21 protein-coding genes are annotated in these 25,590 nt (G+C 63.6%); 10 read left to right on the forward strand and 11 right to left on the reverse strand.

Translation table 11 applies throughout. The features are described from left to right. Window positions 1–177 precede the first annotated feature (177 nt). The 8 genes from IGW04_RS14050 (at window position 178) to IGW04_RS14085 (ending at window position 8,420) form a co-directional block, all read left to right on the forward strand. Window positions 178–876: a hypothetical protein gene (locus IGW04_RS14050; protein WP_194713713.1), complete on the forward strand. Its 699-nt coding sequence runs from the start codon at window positions 178–180 to the stop codon at window positions 874–876. Between the two features lie 22 nt (window positions 877–898). Beyond that, the gene (locus IGW04_RS14055) at window positions 899–1,171 is read left to right on the forward strand and encodes an HPr-rel-A system PqqD family peptide chaperone (RefSeq protein WP_194713714.1); all 273 of its coding nucleotides are present in this window, start codon (window positions 899–901) and stop codon (window positions 1,169–1,171) included. A 2-nt stretch (window positions 1,172–1,173) separates the two neighbouring features. Next, window positions 1,174–2,091, forward strand: a complete 918-nt coding sequence (locus IGW04_RS14060; protein ID WP_194713715.1) for an HprK-related kinase A — start codon at window positions 1,174–1,176, stop codon at window positions 2,089–2,091. After that, complete coding sequence (locus IGW04_RS14065; protein ID WP_323744858.1) at window positions 2,088–3,164, forward strand: nucleotidyltransferase domain-containing protein; 1,077 nt, start codon at window positions 2,088–2,090, stop codon at window positions 3,162–3,164. Before IGW04_RS14060 ends, IGW04_RS14065 begins: the two co-directional genes overlap by 4 nt. Window positions 3,165–3,525: 361 nt before the next feature. Beyond that, the gene (locus IGW04_RS14070) at window positions 3,526–4,470 is read left to right on the forward strand and encodes a glycosyltransferase family A protein (protein ID WP_194713716.1); all 945 of its coding nucleotides are present in this window, start codon (window positions 3,526–3,528) and stop codon (window positions 4,468–4,470) included. Window positions 4,471–4,504: 34 nt separating this feature from the next. Next, a complete protein-coding gene (locus tag IGW04_RS14075; protein ID WP_194713717.1) occupies window positions 4,505–5,947 on the forward strand; it encodes an oligosaccharide flippase family protein in 1,443 nt (480 codons plus the stop codon). 85 nt (window positions 5,948–6,032) lie between these two features. Beyond that, window positions 6,033–7,067: a glycosyltransferase family 2 protein gene (locus IGW04_RS14080; protein ID WP_228527101.1), complete on the forward strand. Its 1,035-nt coding sequence runs from the start codon at window positions 6,033–6,035 to the stop codon at window positions 7,065–7,067. 57 nt (window positions 7,068–7,124) lie between these two features. Beyond that, window positions 7,125–8,420, forward strand: a complete 1,296-nt coding sequence (locus IGW04_RS14085; protein ID WP_194713719.1) for a glycosyltransferase — start codon at window positions 7,125–7,127, stop codon at window positions 8,418–8,420. Window positions 8,421–8,509: 89 nt separating this feature from the next. Here the strand turns inward: IGW04_RS14085 and IGW04_RS14090 are convergent, their stop codons facing one another. The 5 genes from IGW04_RS14090 to IGW04_RS14110 form a co-directional block, all read right to left on the reverse strand. Continuing rightward, on the reverse strand, window positions 8,510–9,487 hold the full coding sequence (locus tag IGW04_RS14090) for a glycosyltransferase family 2 protein (RefSeq protein WP_194713720.1): 978 nt from the start codon (window positions 9,485–9,487) through the stop codon (window positions 8,510–8,512). A 91-nt stretch (window positions 9,488–9,578) separates the two neighbouring features. Then, on the reverse strand, window positions 9,579–11,876 hold the full coding sequence (locus tag IGW04_RS14095; protein ID WP_194713721.1) for a glycosyltransferase: 2,298 nt from the start codon (window positions 11,874–11,876) through the stop codon (window positions 9,579–9,581). Between the two features lies 1 nt (window position 11,877). After that, window positions 11,878–13,203, reverse strand: a complete 1,326-nt coding sequence (locus IGW04_RS14100) for a putative O-glycosylation ligase, exosortase A system-associated (RefSeq protein ID WP_194713722.1) — start codon at window positions 13,201–13,203, stop codon at window positions 11,878–11,880. Then, complete coding sequence (locus tag IGW04_RS14105) at window positions 13,196–14,353, reverse strand: glycosyltransferase family 4 protein (RefSeq protein ID WP_194713723.1); 1,158 nt, start codon at window positions 14,351–14,353, stop codon at window positions 13,196–13,198. Before IGW04_RS14105 ends, IGW04_RS14100 begins: the two co-directional genes overlap by 8 nt. Next, window positions 14,350–15,528, reverse strand: a complete 1,179-nt coding sequence (locus IGW04_RS14110; RefSeq protein WP_194713724.1) for a glycosyltransferase family 4 protein — start codon at window positions 15,526–15,528, stop codon at window positions 14,350–14,352. The genes IGW04_RS14105 and IGW04_RS14110 overlap by 4 nt, the downstream gene beginning before the upstream one ends. Window positions 15,529–15,940: 412 nt before the next feature. Here IGW04_RS14110 and IGW04_RS14115 point away from each other — a divergent pair, with 412 nt between their 5' ends. Both IGW04_RS14115 and IGW04_RS14120 read left to right on the forward strand, forming a co-directional pair. Further along, window positions 15,941–17,308, forward strand: a complete 1,368-nt coding sequence (locus IGW04_RS14115) for a UDP-glucose dehydrogenase family protein (protein ID WP_194713725.1) — start codon at window positions 15,941–15,943, stop codon at window positions 17,306–17,308. Then, complete coding sequence (locus IGW04_RS14120) at window positions 17,305–18,312, forward strand: NAD-dependent epimerase/dehydratase family protein (protein WP_194713726.1); 1,008 nt, start codon at window positions 17,305–17,307, stop codon at window positions 18,310–18,312. The genes IGW04_RS14115 and IGW04_RS14120 overlap by 4 nt, the downstream gene beginning before the upstream one ends. Window positions 18,313–18,375: 63 nt before the next feature. On the opposite strand, the gene IGW04_RS14125 is transcribed toward IGW04_RS14120, so the two are convergent. The 6 genes from IGW04_RS14125 to IGW04_RS14150 form a co-directional block, all read right to left on the reverse strand. After that, window positions 18,376–18,903 carry a hypothetical protein gene (locus IGW04_RS14125; protein WP_194713727.1) on the reverse strand — a complete coding sequence of 176 codons (528 nt, stop codon included), beginning with the start codon at window positions 18,901–18,903 and terminating at the stop codon, window positions 18,376–18,378. A 38-nt stretch (window positions 18,904–18,941) separates the two neighbouring features. Beyond that, entirely contained in the window at window positions 18,942–19,472 is a 531-nt protein-coding gene (locus IGW04_RS14130; RefSeq protein ID WP_194713728.1) for a hypothetical protein, read from the reverse strand. A gap of 285 nt (window positions 19,473–19,757) precedes the next feature. Continuing rightward, complete coding sequence (locus IGW04_RS14135) at window positions 19,758–21,683, reverse strand: XrtA/PEP-CTERM system amidotransferase (protein ID WP_194713729.1); 1,926 nt, start codon at window positions 21,681–21,683, stop codon at window positions 19,758–19,760. A gap of 2 nt (window positions 21,684–21,685) precedes the next feature. After that, entirely contained in the window at window positions 21,686–22,852 is a 1,167-nt protein-coding gene (locus IGW04_RS14140) for a TIGR03088 family PEP-CTERM/XrtA system glycosyltransferase (protein ID WP_228527095.1), read from the reverse strand. Then, window positions 22,833–24,371, reverse strand: coding sequence for an exosortase A (gene xrtA, locus IGW04_RS14145; RefSeq protein ID WP_194713730.1), 1,539 nt, complete (start codon window positions 24,369–24,371; stop codon window positions 22,833–22,835). The genes IGW04_RS14140 and xrtA overlap by 20 nt, the downstream gene beginning before the upstream one ends. Next, window positions 24,362–25,588, reverse strand: coding sequence for a TIGR03087 family PEP-CTERM/XrtA system glycosyltransferase (locus IGW04_RS14150; RefSeq protein ID WP_194713731.1), 1,227 nt, complete (start codon window positions 25,586–25,588; stop codon window positions 24,362–24,364). The genes xrtA and IGW04_RS14150 overlap by 10 nt, the downstream gene beginning before the upstream one ends. Window positions 25,589–25,590: the final 2 nt, after the last annotated feature.

A 25,590-nucleotide genomic window follows, 5' to 3' on the forward strand; every position in this document is an offset into this window, starting at 1 on the left:
TTTAGGACATGATGCCGACAAACGACTGAAGTGATGTGATATTTGCAACTTCCTGTTGCGTGGCATCAAAGCAATAGCAAGCAGATATCATTCTGATTGTCAACTTTGAATCGCATTCTGTTAGTATTTGAGTAGACGGTTAAAATTACGTCAATTGAAGATACGGGAGTTCACAACATGACGATGGAAAATTCTGGACATGAGGAAACGGGTCGCCAGCCGGAAAACGGCGCAGCGGCGACGCCTCCGCAGGTGCGTAATCCATCGCGCCGCAGGTTCACCCGGGCTGGCGTGGGTGCATCCGCGGTCATTCTGACGCTTACCAGTCGTTCCGCGCTGGCGCAGGTCGCCTGCAAGTCCCCTTCCGGCTTTGCTTCCGCGAACCTGAGCCAGCAGAACACCGAGGCGGCCGCCTGCGATGGCATTACCGCGGCCAACTGGCTGGACCCGAACCGCAAGTGGCCTGTGCCCAAGGAAACACGCTTCATCGACATCTTCGGCAGTTCCAGCCTGATGTTTCGCACTGGTGCGCCGCAAAAATTCTACGACGCCTTTCCCAGCCGCGCCGACAAGAAGGACTTGCCGCCAGGCCAGGCGGCCAAGAGCACTTCTCTGGACGAGGCGACGCTGTACGACGCATTGAATGGCGGCGAAACGCCGGCAGTCGTGAAGTCCATCATCGCCGCTTACCTCAACTTCAAGGCCGGCCTGAATAAATATCCGACAGACCTGCAGGCCATCGCCATCTTCAAGGAATGGCAGGCCAATGGCATTTACACGCCCAGCGCCGGCATCAGGTGGGGTGAAGACGACATCATGAGCTACCTGGGCGCCACCCAGGGCCTGCCATTCACGCAACCGCGCAAGCTCGGCTGATGCAACTGCATTCTGCGTCCAGATGAACTGGAAGCTGCGCGCCGGGCAGCGCCTGCGCATGCTGTCGGACGCCGAGGAAACGGTTGTCTACAACGACCTCTCCGGCGACACCCATCTACTGAGCGGCATCGCGGCCAGCCTGCTGGAACGGCTGCGGCAAGGCCCTGCGGATCGCGACAGCCTGGCCGCCTTTCTCGCCAGCGAATGGGAGCTGGACGCCGACGACGCACCTGCCACGCTGGCCGAGCAACTGCTGTCCGAACTTGCCGCCCTCAGCCTGATTGAGCACACCTGACCTTGAAGATTTCCGAACTGCCAGACGCCGACCTGCGCTTGCGTTTGATGGCCGATGGCGTGTATTTCCGTACCGGGACTTTCACTGCCTGCCTGCGCACCCGCCTCGACCGGGTGGCGGACTCCTTCGGCCTGCTCTACAGCGACTACCCGCTTGTTGACGGCCCCTTTGCCGACTTCCACGTCGAACTCGCGCCGCCGCGCGGCTTGCGTCGCTGGTTCAGGCCGCAGGTGGACTTCATCGCCGACGGCCATGCGCCGTTCGCCGCGCTTCCCGCCAGCCAGGCATTCCCGATGTTCGAATGGGGACTGAACTGGTGCGTCTCCAGCCATGCGCATCATTACCTGATCATTCATGCCGCCGTGATCGAAAAGAATGGCCATGCCGCCATCCTTCCGGCGCCTCCCGGCTCGGGCAAGAGCACCCTGTGCGCCGCACTGATCCATCATGGCTGGCGGCTGCTGTCGGATGAATTGACGCTGATCCGCCGTGATGACGGCGCGCTGGTTCCCTTGCCCAGGCCGGTGAGCCTGAAGAATGCCTCGATCGATGTGATCAAGCGCTACGTGCCGCATGCCACCTTCAGCCCCAGCGTAATGGATACGGTCAAGGGAACAGTGGCGCAGATGAAGGCGCCAAGCCGCAGCATCGAATGCGCCGACCAGGTTGCCAGGCCCGGATGGATCGTGTTTCCGCGCTATGAGGCAAATGCAGCGCTCTCGCTGGCGCCGGTGCCGCGCAGCCGCGCCTTCATGCGGGTGGCCGACAATGCCTTCAATTACACCCGGCTCGGTGCGGCCGGCTTCGAAGCGCTCAGAGGCGTCGTTGCGCACTCCGATTGCTACGACTTCCGTTACAGCAGGCTTGACGAAGCGATTGCCGCATTCGACCAGCTGGCGAGCCAGGCAGGCGCGCGGTGAGGGCGGCACCCGTCCTGGTGCGGGTCCTGCGCGACCCGGAACGGCTGCGCGAGTTGTCTCTGGCGGAATGGGACCTGCTGCTGCGCCAGGCGCGCGCGGCCCAGCTGCTTGCGCGCATCGCCCTGCTGGCGAAGCGCCATGCGCCCGACGCGATTGCACCGCAGGCAGTGCCCCATTTCGAGGGCGCCCTGCTGGTCGCGCAGCGCCACCGGGAAGCGGTGGAGTGGGAAATCACGCAGATCGGGCAGGCGCTTGGCAGCGCCGGGCTGCCGCTGATCCTGCTCAAGGGCGCAGCCTATCTGGCGGCAGGCGCGCCCGCCGCCAGCGGCCGCAGCTTTGCCGACATCGATATCCTGGTGCCCAAGGCGCGCATCAACCAGGCCGAAGCCGCACTGATGATGCATGGCTGGGCCACCAGCCACCATAGCGCCTACGACGACCGCTACTACCGCGCATGGATGCATGAACTGCCGCCCATGCAGCATGGCCGGCGCATGACCGTGGTCGACGTGCATCATGCAATCCTGCCGACGACGGCATCCAGCAAGCCGGACTCGGCCAGGCTCATTGCCGCCGCCCGTCCGCTGCCGGGACGGCCCGGCGTGCTGGTGCTGGCCCCGGTCGACATGGTGATCCACAGCGCCTGCCATCTGTTTCATGAAGAGGAGCTTGAAAAGGGTTTGCGCGACCTGAGCGATCTCGACCTGCTGCTGCGCGATTTTGCCACCCTGCCCGGCTTCTGGTCCGAACTGCTGGCACGGGCAAGCGAGCTGGATCTGGAACGCGCCGTGTTCTATGCCCTGCGCTTTTCGGCGCATCTGCTGGGAACGCCGGTACCGCCGGCAACACTGCAGGCCGCGGCGCGCCTTGCGCCGGGACCAATGACGATGCGCCTGATGGATGCGCTGTATGGCCGGGCCCTGCTGCCGCATCATCCAAGCTGCGGCGACGGCTTTACCGGGCTGGCCCGCCGCCTGCTGTTCGTACGCGCGCACTGGCTAAGGATGCCGCCTGGGCTGCTCGTGCGTCACCTTGCGCACAAGGCTGCGGTTGCCGCCAGAGGGGAAGAATAGAGGAGCGCTGCGGGCGCCCTCCCTCCTCGCGAAAGCCGGCCGCATCGATTCGGCGCACGCCTTGTCGTTTCTCAATGCGCAGCAATCCGCTTCAATACACGGTCAAGGTCTTGAATCACTTGGGACGGCCGATAAGAATGGGATAGGTCGGGACTGGGTTTTTACGCGAACTCAACTATACGGCTTTCATCAATATTTGGTCATTTGAGCAATGCTATACTCCCTATCAACATTTCCCTAATGCATTATTCTTGGAAGAAATCCGTTGACTATCGCCCGAATGGCCCCTAGCCAACGTACTTTCCTGCCAGGGCTTCCCCGGTAGTGCGTCCGCGACTCCCCAACATTCAATACAGCCACAATGTCCATCATTTCCAAAATACAGCAGCGCCTGAGAAGAGACTATTACCGCTGGCTACATCAGAAAGCGAGTCGCGGCATCCTGGAAACGCCGCCGCTCAAGCCTGGCACATTGCCGTTCACGCTGCTGTCGATGGTGCAGAAGCGCGACGTGCTGGCCTACCTGGTCGCCCTGAAGTCCTTTGCAGCATTTGCCTGTCCGCAGCGGGTCGTGGTGGTGTGCGACCCGAGCATCGATGACGCGGACCGCAAGATGCTGCAGTCCCATGTGCCGCATATCGAGCTGCGCGCCGCAGATGAGTTTACCCACCCTGACATTCCGCGCGGCGGCACCTGGGAGCGGCTGCTGGCTATCTGCGATTACGCGCGCGACACCTATGTCGTCCAGCTCGATGCCGACACCGTCACCGTCGACCGACCACAGGAAGTCCTGCAAGCCATTTCGCGCCGCGTCGGATTCGTACTCGGCGAAGCACCAGAACAAACGCTGATCACGCTGCCCATGACCAGCGCAAACGCCCAGGCCGATCCGGACGGGCAAAAGCATATCCAGGGTTATGCCGAAGCCTGCATGTCGCAAGTTGGCCTGCCGGCCGACGCGCTCTACGTGCGCGGCTGCTCGGGCTTCACCGGCTTTCCTCCTTCGGTCGGCATGCGCGAAGCCCTGGTGCATTTTTCCAACTGCATGGCACGCAAGATAGGCCGGCAGCGCTGGTCCGCCTGGGGTACCGAGCAGATCACCTCGAACTACCTGGTGGCCAATGCAGCCGGCACCCAGGTGCTGCCCCATCCAAAATACGGCACACCCGACGTGATGAACAGCGACACCGCCTTCATTCACTTCATCGGCTCGCTGCGCTTTGTCAGCGACCGCTATGAAAAGACCTCGCGCAAGGTGATCGGGCAGATGAAGGAATCAGCCCTGCTACCCAGCCTAAGTGCCTGATTCCCCTTTTATACGATAAGAACGCCGCTTCGCCATGACCAATATCCGTCGCTCCCTGGTAATCAATTTCTTCTCGTCCACGGGAGCGACGATTGTGCAGTTCATCGTCAGCCTGCTGCTGGCGCGCATGCTCAGCCCCGCCGAGATCGGGGTTTTCTCTATGACGGTCGTGTTCGTCAACATCGCCCACATTTTCCGCGACTTCGGTGTCGGCACCTATCTGCAACGCGAACCGGAACTGACGGAAGAGCGAATGCGCGCCGCCATCGGCGTGATGTTTACGACCTCCTGGCTGATTGCCGTTGCGCTGTTCTTCGCCAGCGGCGCGATCAGCGGGTGGTTCGATGAACCGGCCATGCTGCCGGTGATGCAGGTGCTCGCCATCGGTTTTATCTTCATTCCGTTCGGCTCGATTACCCATTCGATGCTGACGCGCGAATTCGCGGCCGGCAAGCAGGCGATCGTCAATGTGGTCGGCACGGCGACCTTTGCCGTGACCTGCCTGGGGCTGGCAGCCCTGGGCTTCGGCACCATGAGCATGGCCTGGGCCAACCTTGCCAATATCATTGCCTGCGCCATCGCTTACGTTCCGCTGCGCCCGAAGATCCTGCCGTGGCTGCCCAGCTTTCGCAAATGGCGCCATGTGATGCATTTCGGCGTCGGGTCGCTGCTGTCGAACTGCCTGGGCTCGATCAACAATGCGCTGCCCGACATCCTGCTCGGCAAGCTCGGCAATGCCACCCTCGTGGGCCTGTTCAGCCGCGCCAGCTCGACCGTGTCGATCTTTGCCTACGTGGCTGGCAGCACGGTCAACTACGGTTCGCTTTCCTACATCTCGCAGGCGCACTACCGGAATGAACCGCTGGGCCCGCTGATCAACCGCGCCACCAGCCTGCTCACCGGCGTTGGCTGGACCGCTCTGGCACTGACCTACGTGTTCAGCAAGGAAATCATCGTTACGCTGTATGGCGAGAAGTGGCTGCCTGCCGTGCCGGCAATCGACGCGCTGCTGCTTGCTTCCGCCGTCGGCATGATGTTCAACTACACCTCGACGGCGCTGGCCGCCATCGGCCGGCCCTACCTGTCCGCCACGCCCATCGTCGCCATGCTGGCCACGCGCATCGTTTTCGGCTACGTGCTGTTCAAGGGCGACATCGAGAGTTTTTCCTGGTCGATCTGCCTGGCCACCCTGATTGCGGCGCCGGTGATGATCTACCAGCACTACGCCTACCTTGGCCATCGCTTCAGCACCATGCTTGTGGCCTTGTGGCCGAGCACGGCGGTGGCACTGATCTGCCTCGCCGCGGCGCTGATGTTCAAGGCCATCCTCCCGGCATCGCTCCCGCCCATGGCGGTCCTGCTGATCCTGGCGCTTCCGCTGGCAAGCGTCTGGTATGTCGCATTGCGACTTACCGGGCATCCGCTGTCGGCCGAACTGCACCATGTCGCCAATGGCCTGAAAGCGCGGCTGGCCTGACCGGAAGCGCCACGCCGCTTCGTCTTTTTGAAATGGGCCGCCTGCAACGGTGAGGCCCGGCTATTTTTGGAGAATCCCTATCGTGATGCCCACCAACCCGCCCGTGCATGACGATGCGGCGCCAGGCAGGCAGACTATCCTGATCAGCATCCTGAACTGGAATTCCGCCGCCGTGACCCTGGAATGCGTCCAGTCGCTGCTTGCGCTGCGTCCCGGCGCCACTTACGAGGCATCGATCGTGGTGATCGACAACGGCTCGGCCGAGCAGGACTATCAGCTGCTTCGGCAAGGGATAGACCCCAGCCGCGTGACCCTGCTGCGGCAGGACACCAACCTGGGTTTTGCCGGCGGCCATAATGTCGCAATGCGCATGGCGCTGGCCCAGGACGCGGATTTCATCTGGCTGGTCAACAGCGACGCCGTGATCGCCCCCGACTGCCTGGAAAAACTGGTGGCGCTGATGCAGGCCCATCCCGACTGCGGCGCCACCTCACCCGTGATCGTCGCGCTCGATGATGACCAGGAAATCGACTTCTGCGGCGCCCGGCACGACTGGCCGCGGCTGGAAACGGCCCGTCCCGGCAGCATCGAAGAGGCACGCAACTGGGAAGCCGGGCATGCCGCCACGATGTGGGTGGCCGGCACCGTGGTGCTGTACCGGGTGGCGGCGCTGCGGCAGGTCGGGCTGCTGGACGAGGCGATGTTTGCCTATTACGAGGATACCGATATCGGCGCCCGCCTGTCGCAGGCAGGATGGCGCAGCCTGGTCGCGTTCGAGGCGCGTGCCCGCCACCTGCGCTATCCCTATGACCTTCTGCACCGGCCGCCGTATTACTTTTACCTGATGACGCGCAACGGCATCCTGTTCTGGACCAGGCATACGCCAGTTGCCTACCGCGGCCGCCTGCGGCTGCGGCTGCTCGACCGCTCGCTGTTCCTGGCCAACATCCTGATGTCGAAGTCGCAGACCGAGAAGGCGCGCGCCTGCATGCTCGGCGCCCTGGATGGCATGCGCGGCAAGGGCGGTCCGCCGCAGCTGGAACGGCGGGTGCCGCGCCTGGTGGACTTGTTGCGCAAGCTGCTGCTGGTACAGCACTCCCGGCACATGGCGTCGAAATAGCAGCGAAGCCGACAGCAATGCATTCCGAAATCAAAAGGCACTACGAGAGGTACACCGATGACACGTAAAAAATTATTGATCCTGACGCAGACCCTGCCGGCGCTGGGCGGCCAGGGCACGGCAATGCGGCTGGGGAACATGCTGGAAGCGCTGGCGCGCCACTTCGACATCACGATGATCTGCGTGTCGGTGGACCGCCCCACCCATCCCGAAATCCTGGCGGAGCGCTGGAAGGACCTGTGCAGCCGCGCCGTGTTCTTCAACGTGGCCGACGAGGGCGAGCCGCTGCGGCATCGGCAGCGCAACACCCTGACCAGGCTGATGAATCCGCATCCGAAGCTGCTCTCCACCTGGCCGGTGGACTACGTCATGAGCCGGCTCAGCGAGTTCCGCAGCGAGCACTTCGATGCGGTGCTGGTATCGCGCATCCGCCTGATGCCGCTGTGGCGGGCGATGCAGGCGCAGCTCGGCGTCTCGGCCGAGCGCAAGATCCTTGACCTCGACGATATCGAGTCGCGTTCGCAGGCATTGCAGGTGAACATGCTGGGCGTGCCGCACCTGGGCAAGATGGGCTATGTGCTGGAGTGGCTGGAGGCAAGGAAGCTGGCGCGCGAGGAAGCCCGCGCCTTCAACGAGATGGAACGGGTGCTGCTGTGCTCGCCGGAAGACAAGGCCCTGCTTGGAGAGCGCTTTCCCGAACGGCAGATCGGCGTGATTCCCAACACGATACGGGTGCCGGCGCAGCATCCCGCGCGCCAGCCGCGCGCGCCGCTGCAACTGCTGTTCGTCGGCACGTTGAACTATGCGCCCAATGAAAACGCGGTGAAATGGCTGACGCAGGAAATCATGCCGGCCATACGCAAGCAGGTTGGCCAGGACAATGCGATCCTGACCGTGATCGGCCGCGGCCCGACCGACTGGATGAAACAGCAGGCAGCGGCAGGCGCCTTCGTGCTGCATGGCGACGTGCCCGATGTCGCGCCTTACTACGAGGCATGCGATGCCGTTCTGGTGCCCATCCGTGCCGGCGGCGGCACGCGCATCAAGATACTGGAAGCCTTCGGGTATGGCCGGGTGGTGATTTCCACCACGCTGGGCGCAGAAGGCATCGAGGCGGAACATGGCAGCGAACTGCTGATTGCCAACTACCCTGCGGAGTTCGCCGATGCGGCCGCGAGGCTGCTGCAGGAGCCCGACCTGTCACGGCAGCTGATCGCCAATGGACGGCAAAAGGTGATGGAACGCTATTCGATGACGGCCTGTGAACAGGCGATCGATGCGGTTTTTGTGCCGACGGGGGCTGGCCCGGCTCAGGCTGCGGTGTCGGATACGCAGGCGACCACGACAGGCTAAAACAAATCGGAAAAGACAAAGCGCCGGGCTGCATCTGGATGCAGCCCGGCGCTTTTGCATTGCGGGCCTGACTGGTCTATATGGGACGCTCAGGCGCCGTCGCGGCCGGACTGGCTCCAGCGCCATACCACGTCCCGCACCATCGGCGGACAGGCCGTGATCGCGCGCTTGAGCTGAAACTTCGGATCGGTGGGCAGGCTTGCAAATTCGGCCGCGGTTTCCCTTGCGGAAGAAAAGTCCCCGCGGGCATAGGCGATATCGAACGCCTCGCGCCGGCGCTGGTGGATCACGGCCTGCACCTGCTGCCGATGCTGCGCAGCGCCGGGATGCGTCTGCAGCGAATGCTCGAGGATGCGTATTTCTCCCTGCAGCATGCGCAGGGTATCGCGGGAATCGTTGCTGTCGTGCTTACGCACGCGCACCAGCGGCATGGTCAGATAGCCAAGCCGGCCACGGCAGACCGCACGCAGCAGGAATTCAAAGTCCTCGCCGCCAACGCCGTTGAAGCGGGCATCATAGCCGCCGACGGTTTCATAGAAGCGCTTGCTGAATGCGCTGCCTGAAGGAAAGAACGGCTGATAGCGAAGCACGCGCCGGTACAGGTCCGGAATCTCTGTGCAATAGCCATCGCCGCATCGGGCGCCTTCCAGCAAATCGGCCGGCGCCTGCGCCAGCTTGTCGGCCTGGTCCCCGTCGCTGGTGAAGGGAATGAAATTGCTATACCAGATGTCGACCCCGGGCTCCGCGGTCATGGCCCGGCGCACGGTCGCGCAGAATGCCGGATGCAGCAGATCGTCGGAATCGCAGAGCACGACGTGGGAGGAACGGCTTGCGGCAACGCCGCTGTTGCGGGCTTTCTGAACGCCGGCATTGACGGACGCGAGCACCACGATGCGGTCGCCATATTTTTCGAGCCGGCCGAGCGTGTCGTCCGTTGAACCATCGTCGACGACGATGATCTCGTCGAACGGCACTTCCTGATCCAGGGCGGATGCGATGGTCTCATCGATCAGATGGCCACGGTTATAGCTGGGTATGACAAGGGACAGCGTTTGCAGCACAGGCATGGCGGATCTTTCGTATTGTAAACATGAAGCGCCGTCTACCCGGGCGCAAGCGAAGCGCGCCTGCCTTCGCCAAGCCCTCCCCCGCAACGCGTCAGCGTTGCCGCAGCACGCGTTCCGAAATCTGCACAAACTGCCTGGCCACTGCCTCGGTATTGTTACACCGCGCAATCTCCATGCCGCGTGTGCCCAGAAAACGCGCCAGGGCTTCATCGTCAAGCAAGGTCAGAACCCGCCCGGCAATCTCGTCCGGATCCTCGCCATTGACGAGAAAACCCGACTGGCCGTCGATCACCGCTTCCACCACGCCGCCGGCGCGGCCGCCAATGACCGGCTTGCCGCAGGCATTGGCTTCACGGAACACCAGGCCAAAGCCTTCGGTATCGCCATCCGGCATCGTGCGGTTGGGCATCAGGAAGAGATCGCATAGCCGGAAATAACGGACCAGATCTTCTTCGGATGCCTTGCCCACCAGCGTGACGTATTCGCCCAGGTTTTCCTCGGCGATCAGGCGTTCGAGTTCGGGCCGGAGTTCGCCTTCCCCAACGATCAGGTAGCGGACATCGGAGCGCTGCCTGATGACCTTGGCCATTGCGCGTATGCCCATGTCGGCACCCTTGCGCGCGACCAGGCGACCCAGGGTCAGCACTACCTTGCACGATTGGAGTCCATGCTTGCTTACAAGTTCCGGATCACGTTCACCCGGCGTGAAGCGTTCGGTATCCACGCCGTTGGGCACCAGTGATACCTGCTCGGCGCGCAGGCCCATCTGCTGGGTCAGGGCGTCGCAGGTAAAGGCGCTGACCGCAATCACCTTGTCAGCCGCGTTCAGGTACTCGCGCCGCTTGTTGCCATGCAGCCGGCCGCCGGTGGCGGTGGTGATCTCTTCACCATGCACGTAGATGATGAGCCTGGTGCCGAATATCTTCTTCAGCGCAATGCCGAGCCAGCTGCCCGATACCAGTTCGCCGATGCAGATCACGTTGATCTGATGCTGCCTGACCAGCCTGGCCGCCGATATCAGCACGTTGACATACAGCGGAATGTCCTGGAAAGCGAAGCGCGCCAGCGACACGGCGATATTGGCCGGCGGCGGCTGCATCATCGGCCGCAGCAGCTTGATGCGGTCGACCGGATACACGGCAGCGGCATCATGCTCGCGCCAGCCATCGATCTCGCGGCCATTAAGATAATTCGTGTGCGCAGTCAGGACCCGCACGCTGCCCGGCGGCATGTGCATGCAGAGGTTTTCATAGACCACGGCCGAGCCGCCATGCAATGGCGCGAATGTGCTGGCCACCATCAGGCAGCGCACCGGCGTCTGCGCCACGCCCTCCTGCCTGGTCCTGGCCAGGGGAACGGTCACTAACGCCTTGCGCTCGGGCGTCATCAGATTGCGCGCCAGTTGCAGCGCCATGCGCTCCTTCGTCAGTCCCCACGGGGTAAAGCGCGGCAACTGGTAGATGTCCGACCCTTGCCGCGCAGCGCCGCCACTGGTGGCGACCGCCGCCTTGTAGCCGCAGGCCCGCACCATGGCGACGTGCCTGCCGTCATAGTCCTTGAGGGGGCGTCCGTTCGGATAGGCAAAGCTGTGCACCGGACCACCAATGATGGCTTCCAGCCTTTCCTTGCAGCCGCCGATTTCTTCCATGGCCTGTTGATCGCCGCATTCATTCAGGATGGGATGGCTGACCGTGTGACCGCCGATCTCGAATCCCTGGCTGTGCAGCTGGCGTACCGAGTCGCGGTTGAACGGCTTGGGCCATACCAGCGGCGACACGACCTGCGCCTCGATCATCTCGATGGCGCCCAGGCGCTCCGCCAGCGGCGCGTACTTGAGTCGCTCCTGCAATTCGGAAATCAGCCTGATGCGGTTGCCGGGCTGCTTCAGGTCGGCATAGGCGGCGAACCCATACGGCAGGCGCGCGCCGCTGTCGGGCAGCGCACGTACCGCCGCGATGATGCGTTCATGCCAGAGCGCCGGCCCATCCAGCTGCTCGGTGGTGACGAAGAAGGTCGCCTGCATGTTGCGCGCACGCAGCGCCGGACTGACGGTGCTGAGCCATTCGTCGTACCCATCGTCGAAGGTGATGGAAACCGCCTTCTTTGGCAGCTTGCCGCGCGCGAGCGCGGTTGCGGCATCGGTCAGCGGCAGGACGGTGGCATGCTCCTTCAGGTAGTCGAGAATGTGCTCGAACTGGGCAAAGACCGGCTCGTTCGGCGTCAGCGGGTCGGCGAACAGGGGCAGCTTGTGAAACAGCAGGATCGTCAGCCGCGCATTCTGGCCCTGTGGCGAGAGCAGCGAAAACAATCCATTGGAAAAGCGTGCCGCGAGCCCGCGGCTCTGCGGCGGCACATCGCCGCGACGCAGGGGTAACAGGGAATTCTGCATGTCAGGCACCGGCATGCGCCCTTCCCGCCTTAAGCGCGGGCTGCGGCTGCATTTCCACGTCCTGGCCAAGCACATTCTTGCGCACGGCTGGCGCGAGCTGCCTGGCAACGATGCGCTGGGTGGCAACCAGCGCTGCCATCACATAGTAGAAGTAATCGTAATACGCCAGCGACAGGAAGGCGCCGCCCACCATGTAGCCGATCATGCTGACCTGTGACATCGCGGCGAAGTCGGCGGCCCATTTAAGCTCGGGATGCATGCGGGTCTTCCTGATGATGCGGTAGGCCATGTGCCAGGTCGATGCCAGCAGGCTGACGAAGATCGCCAGGCCAATATAGCCATGCTCGCCCAGCACCTGGAAATAGATGCTGTGGGCCGCGTGGAAATCGGTTGGGTCCGGCGCATACACCCGGAACATCGCCGGGTTGAACACCATGAAGCCGCCGCCCAGCGCATGGTTCTTCGCCACCTCCATCGCGAAGTACCAGGCATTGATACGGCCCAGCGCCGAGCCGTCGGTCTTGTATTCGCCAATGGACGACATGCGCTCGTGCCACTGCTCCGGCATGGCCAGAAACACCAGCGGGATCATCAGCAGCAGCACCAGGCCGGTGCTGACCTTGTTGCGGCTCTTGAGCCACAGGAAGCCCATCATTACCGCGCCGGCCAGCAGGGCGCCGCGTGAATAGGAGCCGGCGGCCGCCACCATGGTCAGCGCAGTCAGCGCCTCCAGGCTGTGGCGCACCCAGCGTTTCTGCGCCTGCAGCCGCAGATACCAGATGATGGGTGCAGCCATCACCAAGGCCAGCGCCAGGGAATTGTTCTCGGCGATATAGCTGCCGCTCGGCCCGAGCACGCGGTACGAGCCGCCTGTTGCCAGCGTGAACAGGCCGCCCTTGGCGCCAAAGATCGCCAGCGACAGCGCCAGGATCCAGATCATCTTCTTCAGGTCATCTTCCTTCTGCACCACCATGATGGTGACGACCACCATGACGAATGTCTTGATCACGCGGCTCCATTCCGCGTTGACCAGGAAAGGCGGTGAAATCGCAAACAGGGTCGTGACCGTGGTCCATATCATGAACGCCACCAGCAGCACGGTCGGCATCGTGACGGGATACTGCCGCGGCTCCTTCGAAAACAGCACTGCCAGGATCGTGATCGCGGCCACCATCATCGCAAATGGAAAATCGTGCGCCGGGCCGTAGGCAAGGCGGTGCGGGTTCATCAGGCTGATCCACATGAACACCAGGGCACCGATCGCGGGCCGCTTCCACATCACGGGAACGAGGCCGAAGATGATGCCGAATATGACTATGTCACGCATGCTTCGGAATCCTTTTAAACAATTCGACGGCGCGTATCGCGTTTTCCCGCCAGGTCAGTCGCTTCTCGCTGATGGTCTTGCGTGCGTTCTCGCCCATGCGCTCGCGCAGGGCAACGTCGGCGCTGAGCTTGCCGATCGCACCTGCCATGCCATCGGCCGCCTTCGGGTCGAACAATACCGCATTCTGGCCGTCGGTGAGGATTTCCATCAGGTTTGGTTGCGCAGGGCCAATAATCGCCTTGCCGAGGGCCAGATATTCAAACAGCTTCAACGGCGAAGCATATTCCACCACCGCCGGCTGCAGGGCGATATCGAAGGCGGCGACATAGCGCGCGACCTCATCGCGCCCGATCACCCCGGTGAAACTGACGCGATGCCGGATGTTCAGCGCCGTGGCCTGCGCTTCCAGCGCCGCCCGTGCCGGCCCGTCGCCCACCACCAGCAAATGGCGGCTGGACTCAGGCGGATCGTCGGCGATCATCGTGATCACCTTGTCCAGGCCATGCCAGTCGCGCACGAAACCGGTGAACCCGAGCACGATGTTGCCGTCAAGCCCGAGCGCAGCCTTGGCGGCACGGGCCTCGGGCGCCTCGCTGAACTGGCTGGCATTGATCCCGTTGGGAATCACCACGATGCGCTCGCGCGGCACGCCATAGGAGGCCACGATGTCGCCCAGCACCTGGGTCACCGGCAGCACATAGTCGGCCGCTTTCCAGGCATATGCCTGGGACCAGCGCGCCAGCCCCTTCAACGCTAGGCCGTCGTAACGGGTACGTTCCTCGAAGATCGGCGCATTTACTTCCAGCAGCATCGGCAGCCCGAACTTGCGCTTGAGCCAGATGCCGGCGGGCAGGAACAGGTTGTAGCGCTCATACAGGCAATCCGGCCGATGCTCGCGCACCGCCCTGACCAGGCGGCGGTAGGCAACCAGGCTGTAGGCAAGCTCCATCAGCTCATACATCCACTGCGGGATGCTGCGCTTGAGCCACGCGACCATGCCGGCGTCGGAGCCAAAGTCCTCGGTTTCGGCGCTGGGCGGCGCGACCACGATGACTTCATGGCCAAGCTGGCGCAGCGCGCGGATCATCTCTTCGATATGAACGTATTGCCCGTCCTTGGAACGGGTCCGGTGGTGATACAGTATTTTCATGCCCTGCCCTGTGCAGCAATCCTTTGAAATAGCGCGATCTGCCCCTGCGTGGTGTCATCCCAGCTGAATCGCTCGGCATACCGCCTGGTCGCCTCGTGCGACGGGTAACTGGCGCGCAGCGCCGCCACCGCCTCGGCCACGCCATTTGGCGTGCGCTCCCGCATCAATACCCCGGCCTCCGGCGACGCCACCACTTCCGGCGTGCCCCAGACATTGCTCGCCACGACCGGCGTACCGCAAGCCATCGATTCGAGCAGCACGTTGGCCCAGCCTTCCCGGCTGGAAGCCAGCACCAGCGCATCGGCGCCGCCATACCAGCGCTTGAGCTCGGCTTGCGGCAAGGGGCCAAGGAAGCGCACCCTGTCCTGCACCTTCAGCGACTGGGCCAGGTCTTCGAGCTTTTTGCGGTCCGGCCCGCTGCCGGCAATATTGAGGTGCACATCGGGCAGCGCCGGCATGGCCTGGATCACCAGTTCGTGGCCCTTGCGGGGTTCGAGGTGGCCAACCGACATCAATGTGAAGCCTTCCATGCCAAGCTCGGCCCGCAGCGCGGCGCGGTCGCCCGGCTGGAACAGTTCGAGATTGACGCCATTGCGCAACGGGGTGATGCGGCTGCCATCGATGCCCAGCGCCATCATCTCGTCCTTCAACGCATTACAGACGGTGATCATGCCGGCCGCCTGCTCGGCTGCCCAGCGTATCATGCGCCGCGGCAGACGGTATTGCGGCACCAGGTTGATATCGGTGCCGCGGGCCGTTATGACCACCGGCTTGTTGAAATAGCGGCCCAGCATCACGGCGGCGACGCCGTCAGGGTAGAAGTAATGGGCGTCGATCAGGTCGAAGTCATAGCCTTCGTCAATAATGCGGCCCAGCGCGGACTTCAGCGAATTGGCCAGCAGCACCGGCGCTGCACTCATGCCCATCTTCGGGATCACGGGATACCGCGGATGGCTCACGTCCAGGCCGAAGCGCTGCTCGCTGCGCGGCACCTGCGCATAGGTGGCATACAGGCCGAATCGCGGATGCGTGAAGGGAAACCAGGGTACCGGGGCGACCACGCGCGACTGCACCTGGCGGCTGGCCACCAGGTAACGCAGGCGGGTCTCCACGAAAATGCCGTGGTTGGGCCTTTGCTGGTTGGGGAACAAGGTGCTGAACGTAAGTAGTTTCATTGTCCTGTCTGAGAGCGGCGCTACCTTGTGTTGTAGCCTGCGGCCGCGTTTGCACGTGAGAAAAACGCAGCATCATGCCTGATTGACCATAGTCCACAATGAGCCGGCGCATAGTAAAGCAGTTTTGCAGCGGCGCACTGTTTATTGCGTCAAATCAATTGGAAAACCGGCACAGTTGAATGATAATTCATTCTTGATAACATTTACATTGAGCAATATCTAACGTAGTGCGATTTGCGTCGATGTTCTTACCGGTTTGGAAAGCGGCAGTCTGGCCCGGCAAGAATGTTGATGCTGAATCAGCCCGGCGTTATTAGGCCCGGACAGCCCGACGTCGCCGCTATACTGCTGACCTTGTGCCAGGCAGAGCCGCTCTGGCATCCGTTTTCGACTCTTAATACTGAATCCGCTTATGAAAATTACCATTATCGGCACCGGCTACGTTGGCCTGGTTTCCGGCGCCTGTTTCGCCGATGTCGGCAACACGGTCCTGTGCCTGGACGTCGACGCCAGAAAAATCGACATGCTCAACGCGGGCCAGATCCCGATCCATGAACCGGGTCTGGACAAGCTGGTTGCCAGCAACTCGGCGGCCGGACGGATTCTGTTCACCACCGACTACGACCGCGCGGTTGCACATGCCGACGTGATCTTCATTGCGGTCGGCACGCCGCCCGATGAAGACGGCAGCGCCGACCTGCGCCATATCCTGTCGGCCGCGCGCAGCATCGGCCAGCGCATGACGCGCCCGATCGTGGTGGTCGACAAATCGACCGTGCCGGTGGGCACCGCCGACCAGGTGCGCGCCGCGATCGCCGAGGAACTGGCCAAGCGCGACATGAAGATCGACTACACCGTGGTCAGCAACCCGGAATTCCTGAAGGAAGGCGCGGCGATCGACGACTTCATGCGGCCGGACCGCATTGTCGTCGGCAGCGACGACCCGCAGTCGACCAGCATCATGCGCAAGCTCTACGCGCCATTCAGCCGCAATCACGACAAGCTGATCCACATGGATGTGCGCAGCGCCGAACTGACCAAGTACGCCGCCAATGCGATGCTGGCCACCCGCATCAGCTTCATGAACGAACTGGCCAACCTGGCCGAACTGCTGGGCGCGGACATCGAAGCCGTGCGCATGGGCATAGGCTCGGACCCTCGCATCGGGCCGCATTTCCTCTACGCCGGCATGGGCTATGGCGGCTCCTGCTTCCCGAAGGACGTCAAGGCGCTGCTCAAGACCTCGGTCGACCATGGCCGGCGGCTGCATCTGCTCAACGCGATCGAAACGGTCAATGAAGAACAGAAGGCGATCATGTTCGACAAGATCGTCCGCCATTTCGGCAGCTTCCAGGAATTGCGCGGCAAGACCGTGGCGCTGTGGGGCCTGTCCTTCAAGCCCAACACCGATGACATGCGCGAGGCGCCCAGCCTGGTGCTGATCAGGAAACTGCTGGAAGCCGGCTGCCAGGTGCGCGCCTACGACCCGGTGGCTTCGTCGGAAGCGCGGCGCCTGCTGCTGCAGGAACATGGCGAGGAAGCGTTCGGCGGCCAGATCACCCTGTGCGGCAGTGCATGGGAAGCGGTCGAAGGCTGCGATGCGTTGGCCCTGGTCACCGAATGGAAGGAGTTCCGTTCGCCTGACTTCGAGCGCCTGGCGAAGACGCTGCGCGGCCGCGCCATCTTCGATGGCCGCAACCTGTACGACCCGGCCACGGTGGCCGATGCCGGGCTGGCCTATTACGGCATCGGCCGGCGCGGCCAGGCCGACGCGCGATGACGCAGCACACGATCCTCGTGACGGGCGCCGCCGGCTTTGTCGGCAGCTTCGTCGCCGCGCGCCTGGCCGACATGGGGCACCGCGTGTTCGGCTGCGACAACTTCAACGACTACTACGACCCGCAGCTCAAGCACGACCGCGTCGCGGCGCTGCTGGCGCCGCGCGGCATCGATTGCCGTCGGCTTGAATTGTCCGACGGCCAGCAGGTGGCCGCGCTGTTCGAGTCGGTGCAACCCACGCATGTGGTGCATCTGGCGGCCCAGGCCGGCGTGCGCTATTCGCTGGAAAACCCTGCCGCCTATATCCAGTCCAACCTGGTCGGGTTTGCCAACATGCTGGAAGCCTGCCGCCGCCACCGCACGGCGCACATGGTGTACGCCAGCAGCAGCAGCGTCTATGGCGCCAATACCAAGGTGCCGTTCGCCGAGTCCGACCAGACCGACGCCCCGGTGTCGCTGTATGCCGCCACCAAGAAGTCCAATGAACTGATGGCCTATTCGTACAGCCATCTGTATGACCTGCCACTGACCGGCCTGCGCTTCTTCACGGTCTATGGGCCATGGGGCCGGCCCGACATGGCCTACTTCAGCTTCACCCGCAAGATCGTCAACGGCGAGCCGATACCGGTCTTTGCCAAAGGCGAGCTGGAACGCGACTTCACCTATATCGATGACATCGTCGAGGGCGTGGTGCGGCTGCTGTTCAAGCCGACGCCGGCTGCGAGCGGGCGCCCGGCGCATGCGGTGTTCAATATCGGCAATCATCAGCCCGTGCGGGTGATGGATTTCATCGCCACGCTGGAACAGGCTTTGGGACGCAAGGCGGTGATCGACTTCCAGCCGATGCAGCCGGGCGATGTGCCGGCGACCTATGCCGATACCGACAGGCTGAGGGACTGGGTTGGTTTTGCGCCGGCTACGCCGCTGGCGCAGGGGCTGGCCGAGTTTTACCGCTGGTATGCGCAGTGGTCCGACAGCCGCGCCGCGGGCCAAGTACCCGGATAGCCAAGCTCTCAACGACGATCCCAACACCGCCAGACGGAAAGCAATCCGGTTTCATTCCACGCGCTACGCGTTGGGATCGTCATGCGCGTTGTTGCGTCCCTGATAGGCTGCCACCAGTTGCTTCACGCCCATGGCGGTCAGGCCGAAGGCGCCTGCGACAGCGGGCAAGGATGCCAGTGCAAGAAACGTGCAAGGATTGGCGCCAAGGGGATCTTTCGAGAGATTCGAGCAAACCACTGCATTCACCGTCACGATGCCGGCGGCTGCCACGAGGCCCGTCACGGCATTGCGCACGCCATGCACCTTGGCCGCTGTGAGAGCAGATATTTCACATGGCTGCCAGCCCTCTTCGGGATCAGGTTCGCTATCGATCCCCTGGGAGCCGTATTTGAAGTTCACGTCCCTGAGATTGATGAGATTGATGTCTTCGTCCTTCGACAAAGGCAGGTCCCTGTCCTGGCCACTGCAAAAGGACCATGTGCAACTGGCGCTGGGACTATCCACGGTTTCATGCTGCGCATCATTCCGGGAAGTTTCCTGCGAATGATAGGCCGGTGCAGCATTTCTGGCTGGTGCGAAAGATACGCTCATGTGCATCACTCCTGTGCTTGTGGTGTTGATCAATGATTTCAGCAGTCCTGGCGATCGATGCGTGCCTGCGCCATGTCCTGCAATACGGCGTAATTGAACTGCCCTCGGCAGACGTCGACCGCTCGCGCATAGGCTTGCATTGCTTCGCGAACGAAGCCCATCGCTTCCAGGCATTCGCCGAGCCGGTAAGCCGCCACGGCATGCGTGCTGTCCAGCTCCAGGCAGATCGCATAGAAAAGCGCGGCATCGGACGCATTTCCGGTGCGCTGCAGGCAGGAGGCGCACAGGAAGGCAAACCGGCTGTCACGCGGCTTATGCGCTACCAGCTGCAGGGCAACCGGCAAGGCATGGTGGAACTGCTCCTCGTCGCACAGCCTGCATGCAGCCCGGTAAGCCAGGTCGTGCTCTTCATCCGTGATGCCACGCAGCGAACCCAGGGTCGCGCCGCTTTCCAGCGCCTTGCGATGACGCTCGAACTCGGCTGGCAACGTGCGCAGCCCCGCACGCATGCGTGCCACGAGCTCGGCCATATCCGGGTCTGATGGCGGATGCTGGTACAGGGACGGCATGGGCAGGCTCCTTGGGAAAACAGGTTCGGGCAGCAACAGCGCGGCAGCCCCCGATGGAAGGACTGGGCAGGCGCTGCTGTTCGCTCACGGCCTAGGTTACCGGGAAGCCTGATTTGGTTGCATGCAGGTGGATAAAACAGTGCGAACGACGTGGCGCAACGCAGCGGGCAAGGAAGTTCCGGAGGAAGGGAAAGCACCTGCCGCCTGCATGGCAGGAGGCGGCAAGCACGGCTTGGCGGGCTGAAAAAAATGCGGGATACCGTATTCCCAGCGAAGCGAAAGGCGTCAGGCCGCAGCCAGGCTATGCGCCGGCGTCTCCTCCAGGCAGTTGCGCAGGAAGGCCTCGAACATCATCACGGTGTAGATCGGCGCGGTGTAATCGCGCCGGCCGGACTGGTGCTGCTCCACCATGTCCTGCAGGAAGCGCATGTTGAAGATGCCGGTGCCGGCCAGCGTTGGCCCGAGCAGGGCCTGCTTCACGCGCTCGCGCAGCGGCCCGCGGAACCAGCTCGCCAGCGGAATCGAGAAGCCCATCTTGTCCCGGTACAGCACGTCATGCGACAGATGCGGCTCCAGCGACTTCTTCAGAATGTACTTGCCTTCCTGGCCGCGCAGCTTCAGCGACGACGGCACGCCGGAAGCCCATTCCACGAATTCATGGTCCAGCAGCGGCACCCGCACTTCCAGTGCATGGGCCATGCTGGCGCGGTCGACCTTGGTCAGGATGTCGCCCGGCAGCCAGGTCTTCATGTCCACATACTGGATCAGCGACAGCGGATCGTCGGTGGGGCTATTGGCCGCATGGCCGCGCATGACTTCGATGGCACTGTAGCCCTGCAGCGAGCGCTTGAAGCCGTCGGAGAACAGCTGCGCCCTGACCCGGTCCGGCATCACCGACACGCCATGAAAATAGCCTTCCACCAGGTCGCGCGCCAGCGCCTCGAAGGTAGTCTTGGCGCGGAACATGCGCGGCGCCCAGTCCGCTTTCGGATAGACATTGCCGAGGAAGCCGAACACGGGCTTCCTGAGCGAGGAAGGCAGCACCGAACGCACCCGCTGCTCCGCCATCGCATACCGGTAGCGCCGGTAGCCCGCGAAATTCTCGTCGCCGCCATCGCCGGACAGGGCCACGGTGACGCGCTTCCTGGCCAGCTCGCATACGCGGTAAGTCGGAATGGCGGAGCTGTCGGCGTACGGTTCATCGTAGAGCCGGGCCAGCGTGTCGATCAGGCCATAGTCGTCCTTGTCGACCACCTCGCGATAATGCGTGGTCTTGTACTGCCGCGCCACCTCGGCTGCATACTCCGATTCGTCGTAGGCCTGGTCGTCGAAACCGATGGAGCAGGTACTGACCGGCTCGTCGCTCATGCCGGCCATCATCGCCACCACCGCGCTGGAGTCGACGCCGCCGGACAGGAAGGCGCCCAGCGGCACATCGGCCACCGTGTGGCTCTGCACCGCGTCGCGCAGCTTGACGATCAGCTCCTGCTCGGCTTCCTCGGCCGACATCGGCGCATGCGGCTTGAACGGCACGTCCCAGTATTGCTTCTGCGCCGGCAGCGTGGCCGCGCCGGCCTTCAGCGTCATCATGTGGCCCGGCTGCAGCTTGAAGGCGCTCCTGAAGATGGTGCGCGGCTCGGGCACATAGCCATAGGCGAAATAGTCCTCGACCGCATGCGGGTCGAGTTCGCGCGACAGCCCCGGTATCGACATCAGCGCCTTCAGTTCCGAGCCGAACAGGAACATGCCATCGTCCAGCAGCGCGCAATACATCGGCTTGATGCCGAGCCGGTCGCGGGCCAGGAACATGGTCTGCTTGTTGCGGTCCCACAGCGCAAAGGCGAACATGCCCCGGAAACGCTGCACGCAGGCCTCGCCCCACTCTTCCCAGGCATGCACGATCACCTCGGTGTCGCAGCGGGTGCGGAAGGTGTGGCCCAGGCCGGTCAGCTCGTCCATCAGCGCGGCGAAGTTGTATATCTCGCCATTGAACACCAGCACCACGCTGTGGTCCTCGTTGAACAGCGGCTGCTGCCCCGACGACAGGTCGATGATGGACAGCCGCCGATGGCCGAAGCCGATGCCCGCCTCGCGATGCACCCCGCCCTCGGTCGGGCCGCGATGGTGCTGGGTTTCATTCATCCGCGTCAGCAGTTGCAGGTCGATGTCGCGCATCTGGCGCATATCGAAGATTCCGACGATTCCACACATAGTCAGGCCTTGCTGGTTCTGGTTTTCATTGCGCGCAGGGTGTCGTACAAGCCGGCATAACCGGCCACCATGGCGGCGATACTGTTGCTCTTCTCTACCCGCTCGCGGCCGGCGGCGCCGTGCCGCGCGGCGAGCTGCGGGTCTTCCACATACACAGCCAGCGCCCTGGCGAGCGCCTCGGTGTCCGACGGCGGCGGCATCAGGCCGGTCACGCCCTCCTGCACCACTTCAGGTATGCCGCCCACTCTGGATGCCACCACAGGCAAACCGCATGCCATGGCTTCCAGGATGGTGACCGGCGTGCCTTCGGCAATCGACGGCAGCGCGAACACGTCGAAGTCGGCCATCCGTTCCGCGATGTCGGTGCGCGAGCCGGGCAGCCAGACCACATCCTGCAAGCCCGCCGCATGCACCTTTTCGCGGATGCGCGGCAGCAATGGCCCGTCACCGATGATGGCCAGGCGCAGCCGGCCCGCATCCTCGGGAAGCATGTCGCGCAGCCGGACGAAGGCATCGATCAGGCCGCTGTGGTTCTTCACGTCCTGGATGCGGCCGACCGTGCCGATCACGAACTCGCGGCGCGGATAGTCGCGCTGGCGCGGCGCGAAGCGCTCGGTATCGACACCGTTGGCGATCAGCAGGGTCTTGGCATCCGGCACGCCGACCACCTGGCGCAGCCAGCGCTGCAGGTCGTCCGACACCGGGATGTAGCGGTCGATGAACGGGGTCACGCCACGCCGCAGCAGGTTGTGCTTGCGGTTCAGTCCATGCGGGTCGGCCGCATCGCGGCCATGCTCGGCATGCACCCTCACCGGCACGCCGGCAAGCGCGGCGGTGCAGGCATATTCGACCGCGGCCAGGTTATAGCTGTGCAGCACGGCCGGCTTCAACCGGCGCAGCAGCTTCCACAGTTTGAGGTGGGTGCCCAGCGCCAGCCCGGGCGGCTTGTCCAGCGCAATGATCTGCACGTCGTCGCGGCTGATCTTCCTGGCGAACTCGGTGTAACCGGTCAGGCAGACGATCGCATGCCGGTACTGGCGTGCCGGCATGCGGTTGATGCATTCGGCCACCAGGGTTTCCAGCCCCCCAAAGTCGAAGCGGTAGATCAGGTGGACGACCAGAGGCGCGGCATTCATCGCTTCAACACCATCAGTGCGCCCGGTTTGCATTCAGCGTTGCCTCCAGCGAGGGGAGCTGCGCGGCAATGAAGCTGCGCAGCGCGGCACGCGCGGCATCCGGGTTTTCTTCATAGCGGGCATAGACCAGGATGCCGGCGCCATCGTCGCCGCGCATCAGCAGGCGCTCCTTGGCCTGCAGCAGCTTGCCCAGATAATCGTTGGCGGTGAAGCCGCCATCGATCCAGTACCACTGCCAGGCCACCAGCGCGCCGTCCGGGCCGCGCAGCCGGGTTTCCCGTATCTGCAATTGCCGCCCATTGATGTCCTCGATGCGTGCCGAAGAACCGGTGCGGCGCCATGGGTCGGTCTCGACATCGCCCACCAGCTGGTTGGTCGAGCTGATCAGTCCGGCGCCCTGCGGCTGGTTGCGGTAATAACGCACCATCAGGCCCACCTGCTGGCCATCCTGCGCCCGCACCTGGTTCAGGCTGGCGGCTGCCTTGTTCAGGCGCGGCGTCCAGGCCGTGAACGGCTGGCCCGCCGCCCAGGCCGGCTGCAGGCCGGACAGGCTGGGCGCAGCAGCCGATTCGCTGGCGCGCAGGGTGAAGCCGGCATACAGCGGCCAGAATGCCAGGCAGGCGAGCACCGCTGCCGCAGCCGCGGCCACCTGCATCGAACTGGCGGCGCTGGCGCCATCGCGGCGCACGGTCTCGGCATCAGCCTCGTCGGCGGCGCTGATGTCCTCGCGCCAGCGGCTGCCGAGCCAGAACATGATGAACATCACCAGCCCGAAGAACAGCCAGCCATAGATGATGTGATCCACGCCCGTTGCCAGCTCCATGCCGGACAGGTGCCCGATCATCACGATCATGTAGGCGCGCAGGCCGTTGGCGACGATGGGCACCAGGATGGAGATCAGCACGAACAGCAGCTGCCGCTTGCGCGAGCGGTAAGTCAGGTAGGCATACAGGCAGCCCAGCGTGAAGGAGGCAATCAGGTAGCGCACGCCGCTGCAGGCTTCCACCACCGACCAGTTGCCGGTCGGGATGGAAAAATTGGTGCCGTCGCGCAGCACCGGAATGCCGGTCATCTGCAAGGCCCAGACGGTGAAGTCGGCGGTCACATTGATCAGCGGATCGATGAACACCTCGCCAAACGGCACGGCCAGCAGCACATACGCCAGCGGAAAGGCGATGGCCCAGGAGATCCTCAGGCCGCATACCACCACCACGGTGAGCGGCAGCATCGCGGCGAACGCGTACTGCCTCACCACCTGCACGTCGCCCATTTCGGCCAGCAGCCAGCCGAAGCCGCACACGGCCAGCGACAGCAGGGCCGGCCAGTAAGGCTGCGGCGACATCTGCATCAGCGTCGCGCGCCGCTTCCAGATCAGCCACAGGCTGATCGGCAGGATCACATAGCCGTGGGCAAAGGTTTCCGAGCTGTTCCAGATCGCGACGATGGAGCGGGCCGTCGCCGCATAGATGAGGAACGGCGCCAGCACCGCCACGGCGATGGCAATGATCTTGAGCATATCGCGCGGCGCGGCGCGGGTTTCGGTCAGGAGCATGTGGACGCCGTTCTCGGTTGATGGGAAGGGATGTCCAGCAGCGCATCGACCCGCGACATGTTGACGTCCCAGTTATAGCTGGCCTCCACCTGCGCCCGCGCCGCGCGTCCCAGGTCGGCCGGCAGTTCATCGAGCGCGTCGCAGGCCAGCCCGACGAATTCACTGGCGTCGCTGGCCAGCAGCAGATCGCGGCCGGCCTGCGCGCTGATGCCTTCCAGCGCCTGCGGCGACACGATCACCGGCTTGGCCATGGCCATGGCTTCCAGCACCTTGTTCTGTATGCCGCGCGCAATGCGCAGCGGCGCCACCGATAGCTGCGCATGGGCCAGATACGGACGCACATCTGGCACGGTGCCGGTGACATGGATGCCGGGCCGCTGCCCCAGTGCCTGGACCTGCGGCGCCGGCCGGGAGCCGACGATATAGAAGCGCGCCTGCGGATGCCGCTGCAGGATGGCGGGCAGCATCTCGTCGGCAAACCATTGCACCGCATCGACATTGGGCCAATAGTCCATGGCGCCGGTGAAGACCATCACGGGCCCGCCTTCCGGATAAGGATTGTCGAAGTCATGCATCGGCGAGAAATAGCCGCTGTCCACGCCATTGCTGAACCAGCCGATGCGCGCCTGGCTTTCCGGCGCCAGGCCGGAAAAAAGCGCCGCTTCCTGCGCCGAGACGAACAGCGAGGCATCGAATTCCCGCGCCACGCGGCGCTCATAGCGCAGCAGCTGCCTGCCCTCGCGGGCATACACCCGGTTCATCGGCCAGGACTTCTGCACTGCATACTGGCTCCACTTGGCGGAGTCGACATCGACGAAGTCGATCACCTTGCGCGCATAGCGCTGCGGCTCGACGAACTGCGCCATCACCGACGAGAACACCAGCACCCGCGACACCGGCAGCTTGCGATGCAGCCGCGCCACCCATTCCGACAGCGAGCGGCTGCGGTAATAGTCCAGGCTCAGCGGCCGGTTCGCCAGCAACGCGGTCGCGCTCATCATGCGCGCGCGGCGGCTGTCCAGTTTCACGAAATGGGTTTCGCCGCACAGCTTCCTGACCGCGTCCACGTACTGCCAGTCATCCGGATCATCGATGAAGGTGCCCAGATGCACCTGATAGCGCTCGGACAGGTGCCGCAGCAGATGATAGGAACGGATCTTGTCGCCCTTGTTGGGCGGATAAGGAATCCGGTGCGCCAGGTAAAGGAGATGCTCCACGG

The sequence above is a fragment of the Noviherbaspirillum soli genome (genome assembly GCF_015352955.1).
Taxonomy (GTDB): domain Bacteria; phylum Pseudomonadota; class Gammaproteobacteria; order Burkholderiales; family Burkholderiaceae_D; genus Noviherbaspirillum_A; species Noviherbaspirillum_A soli.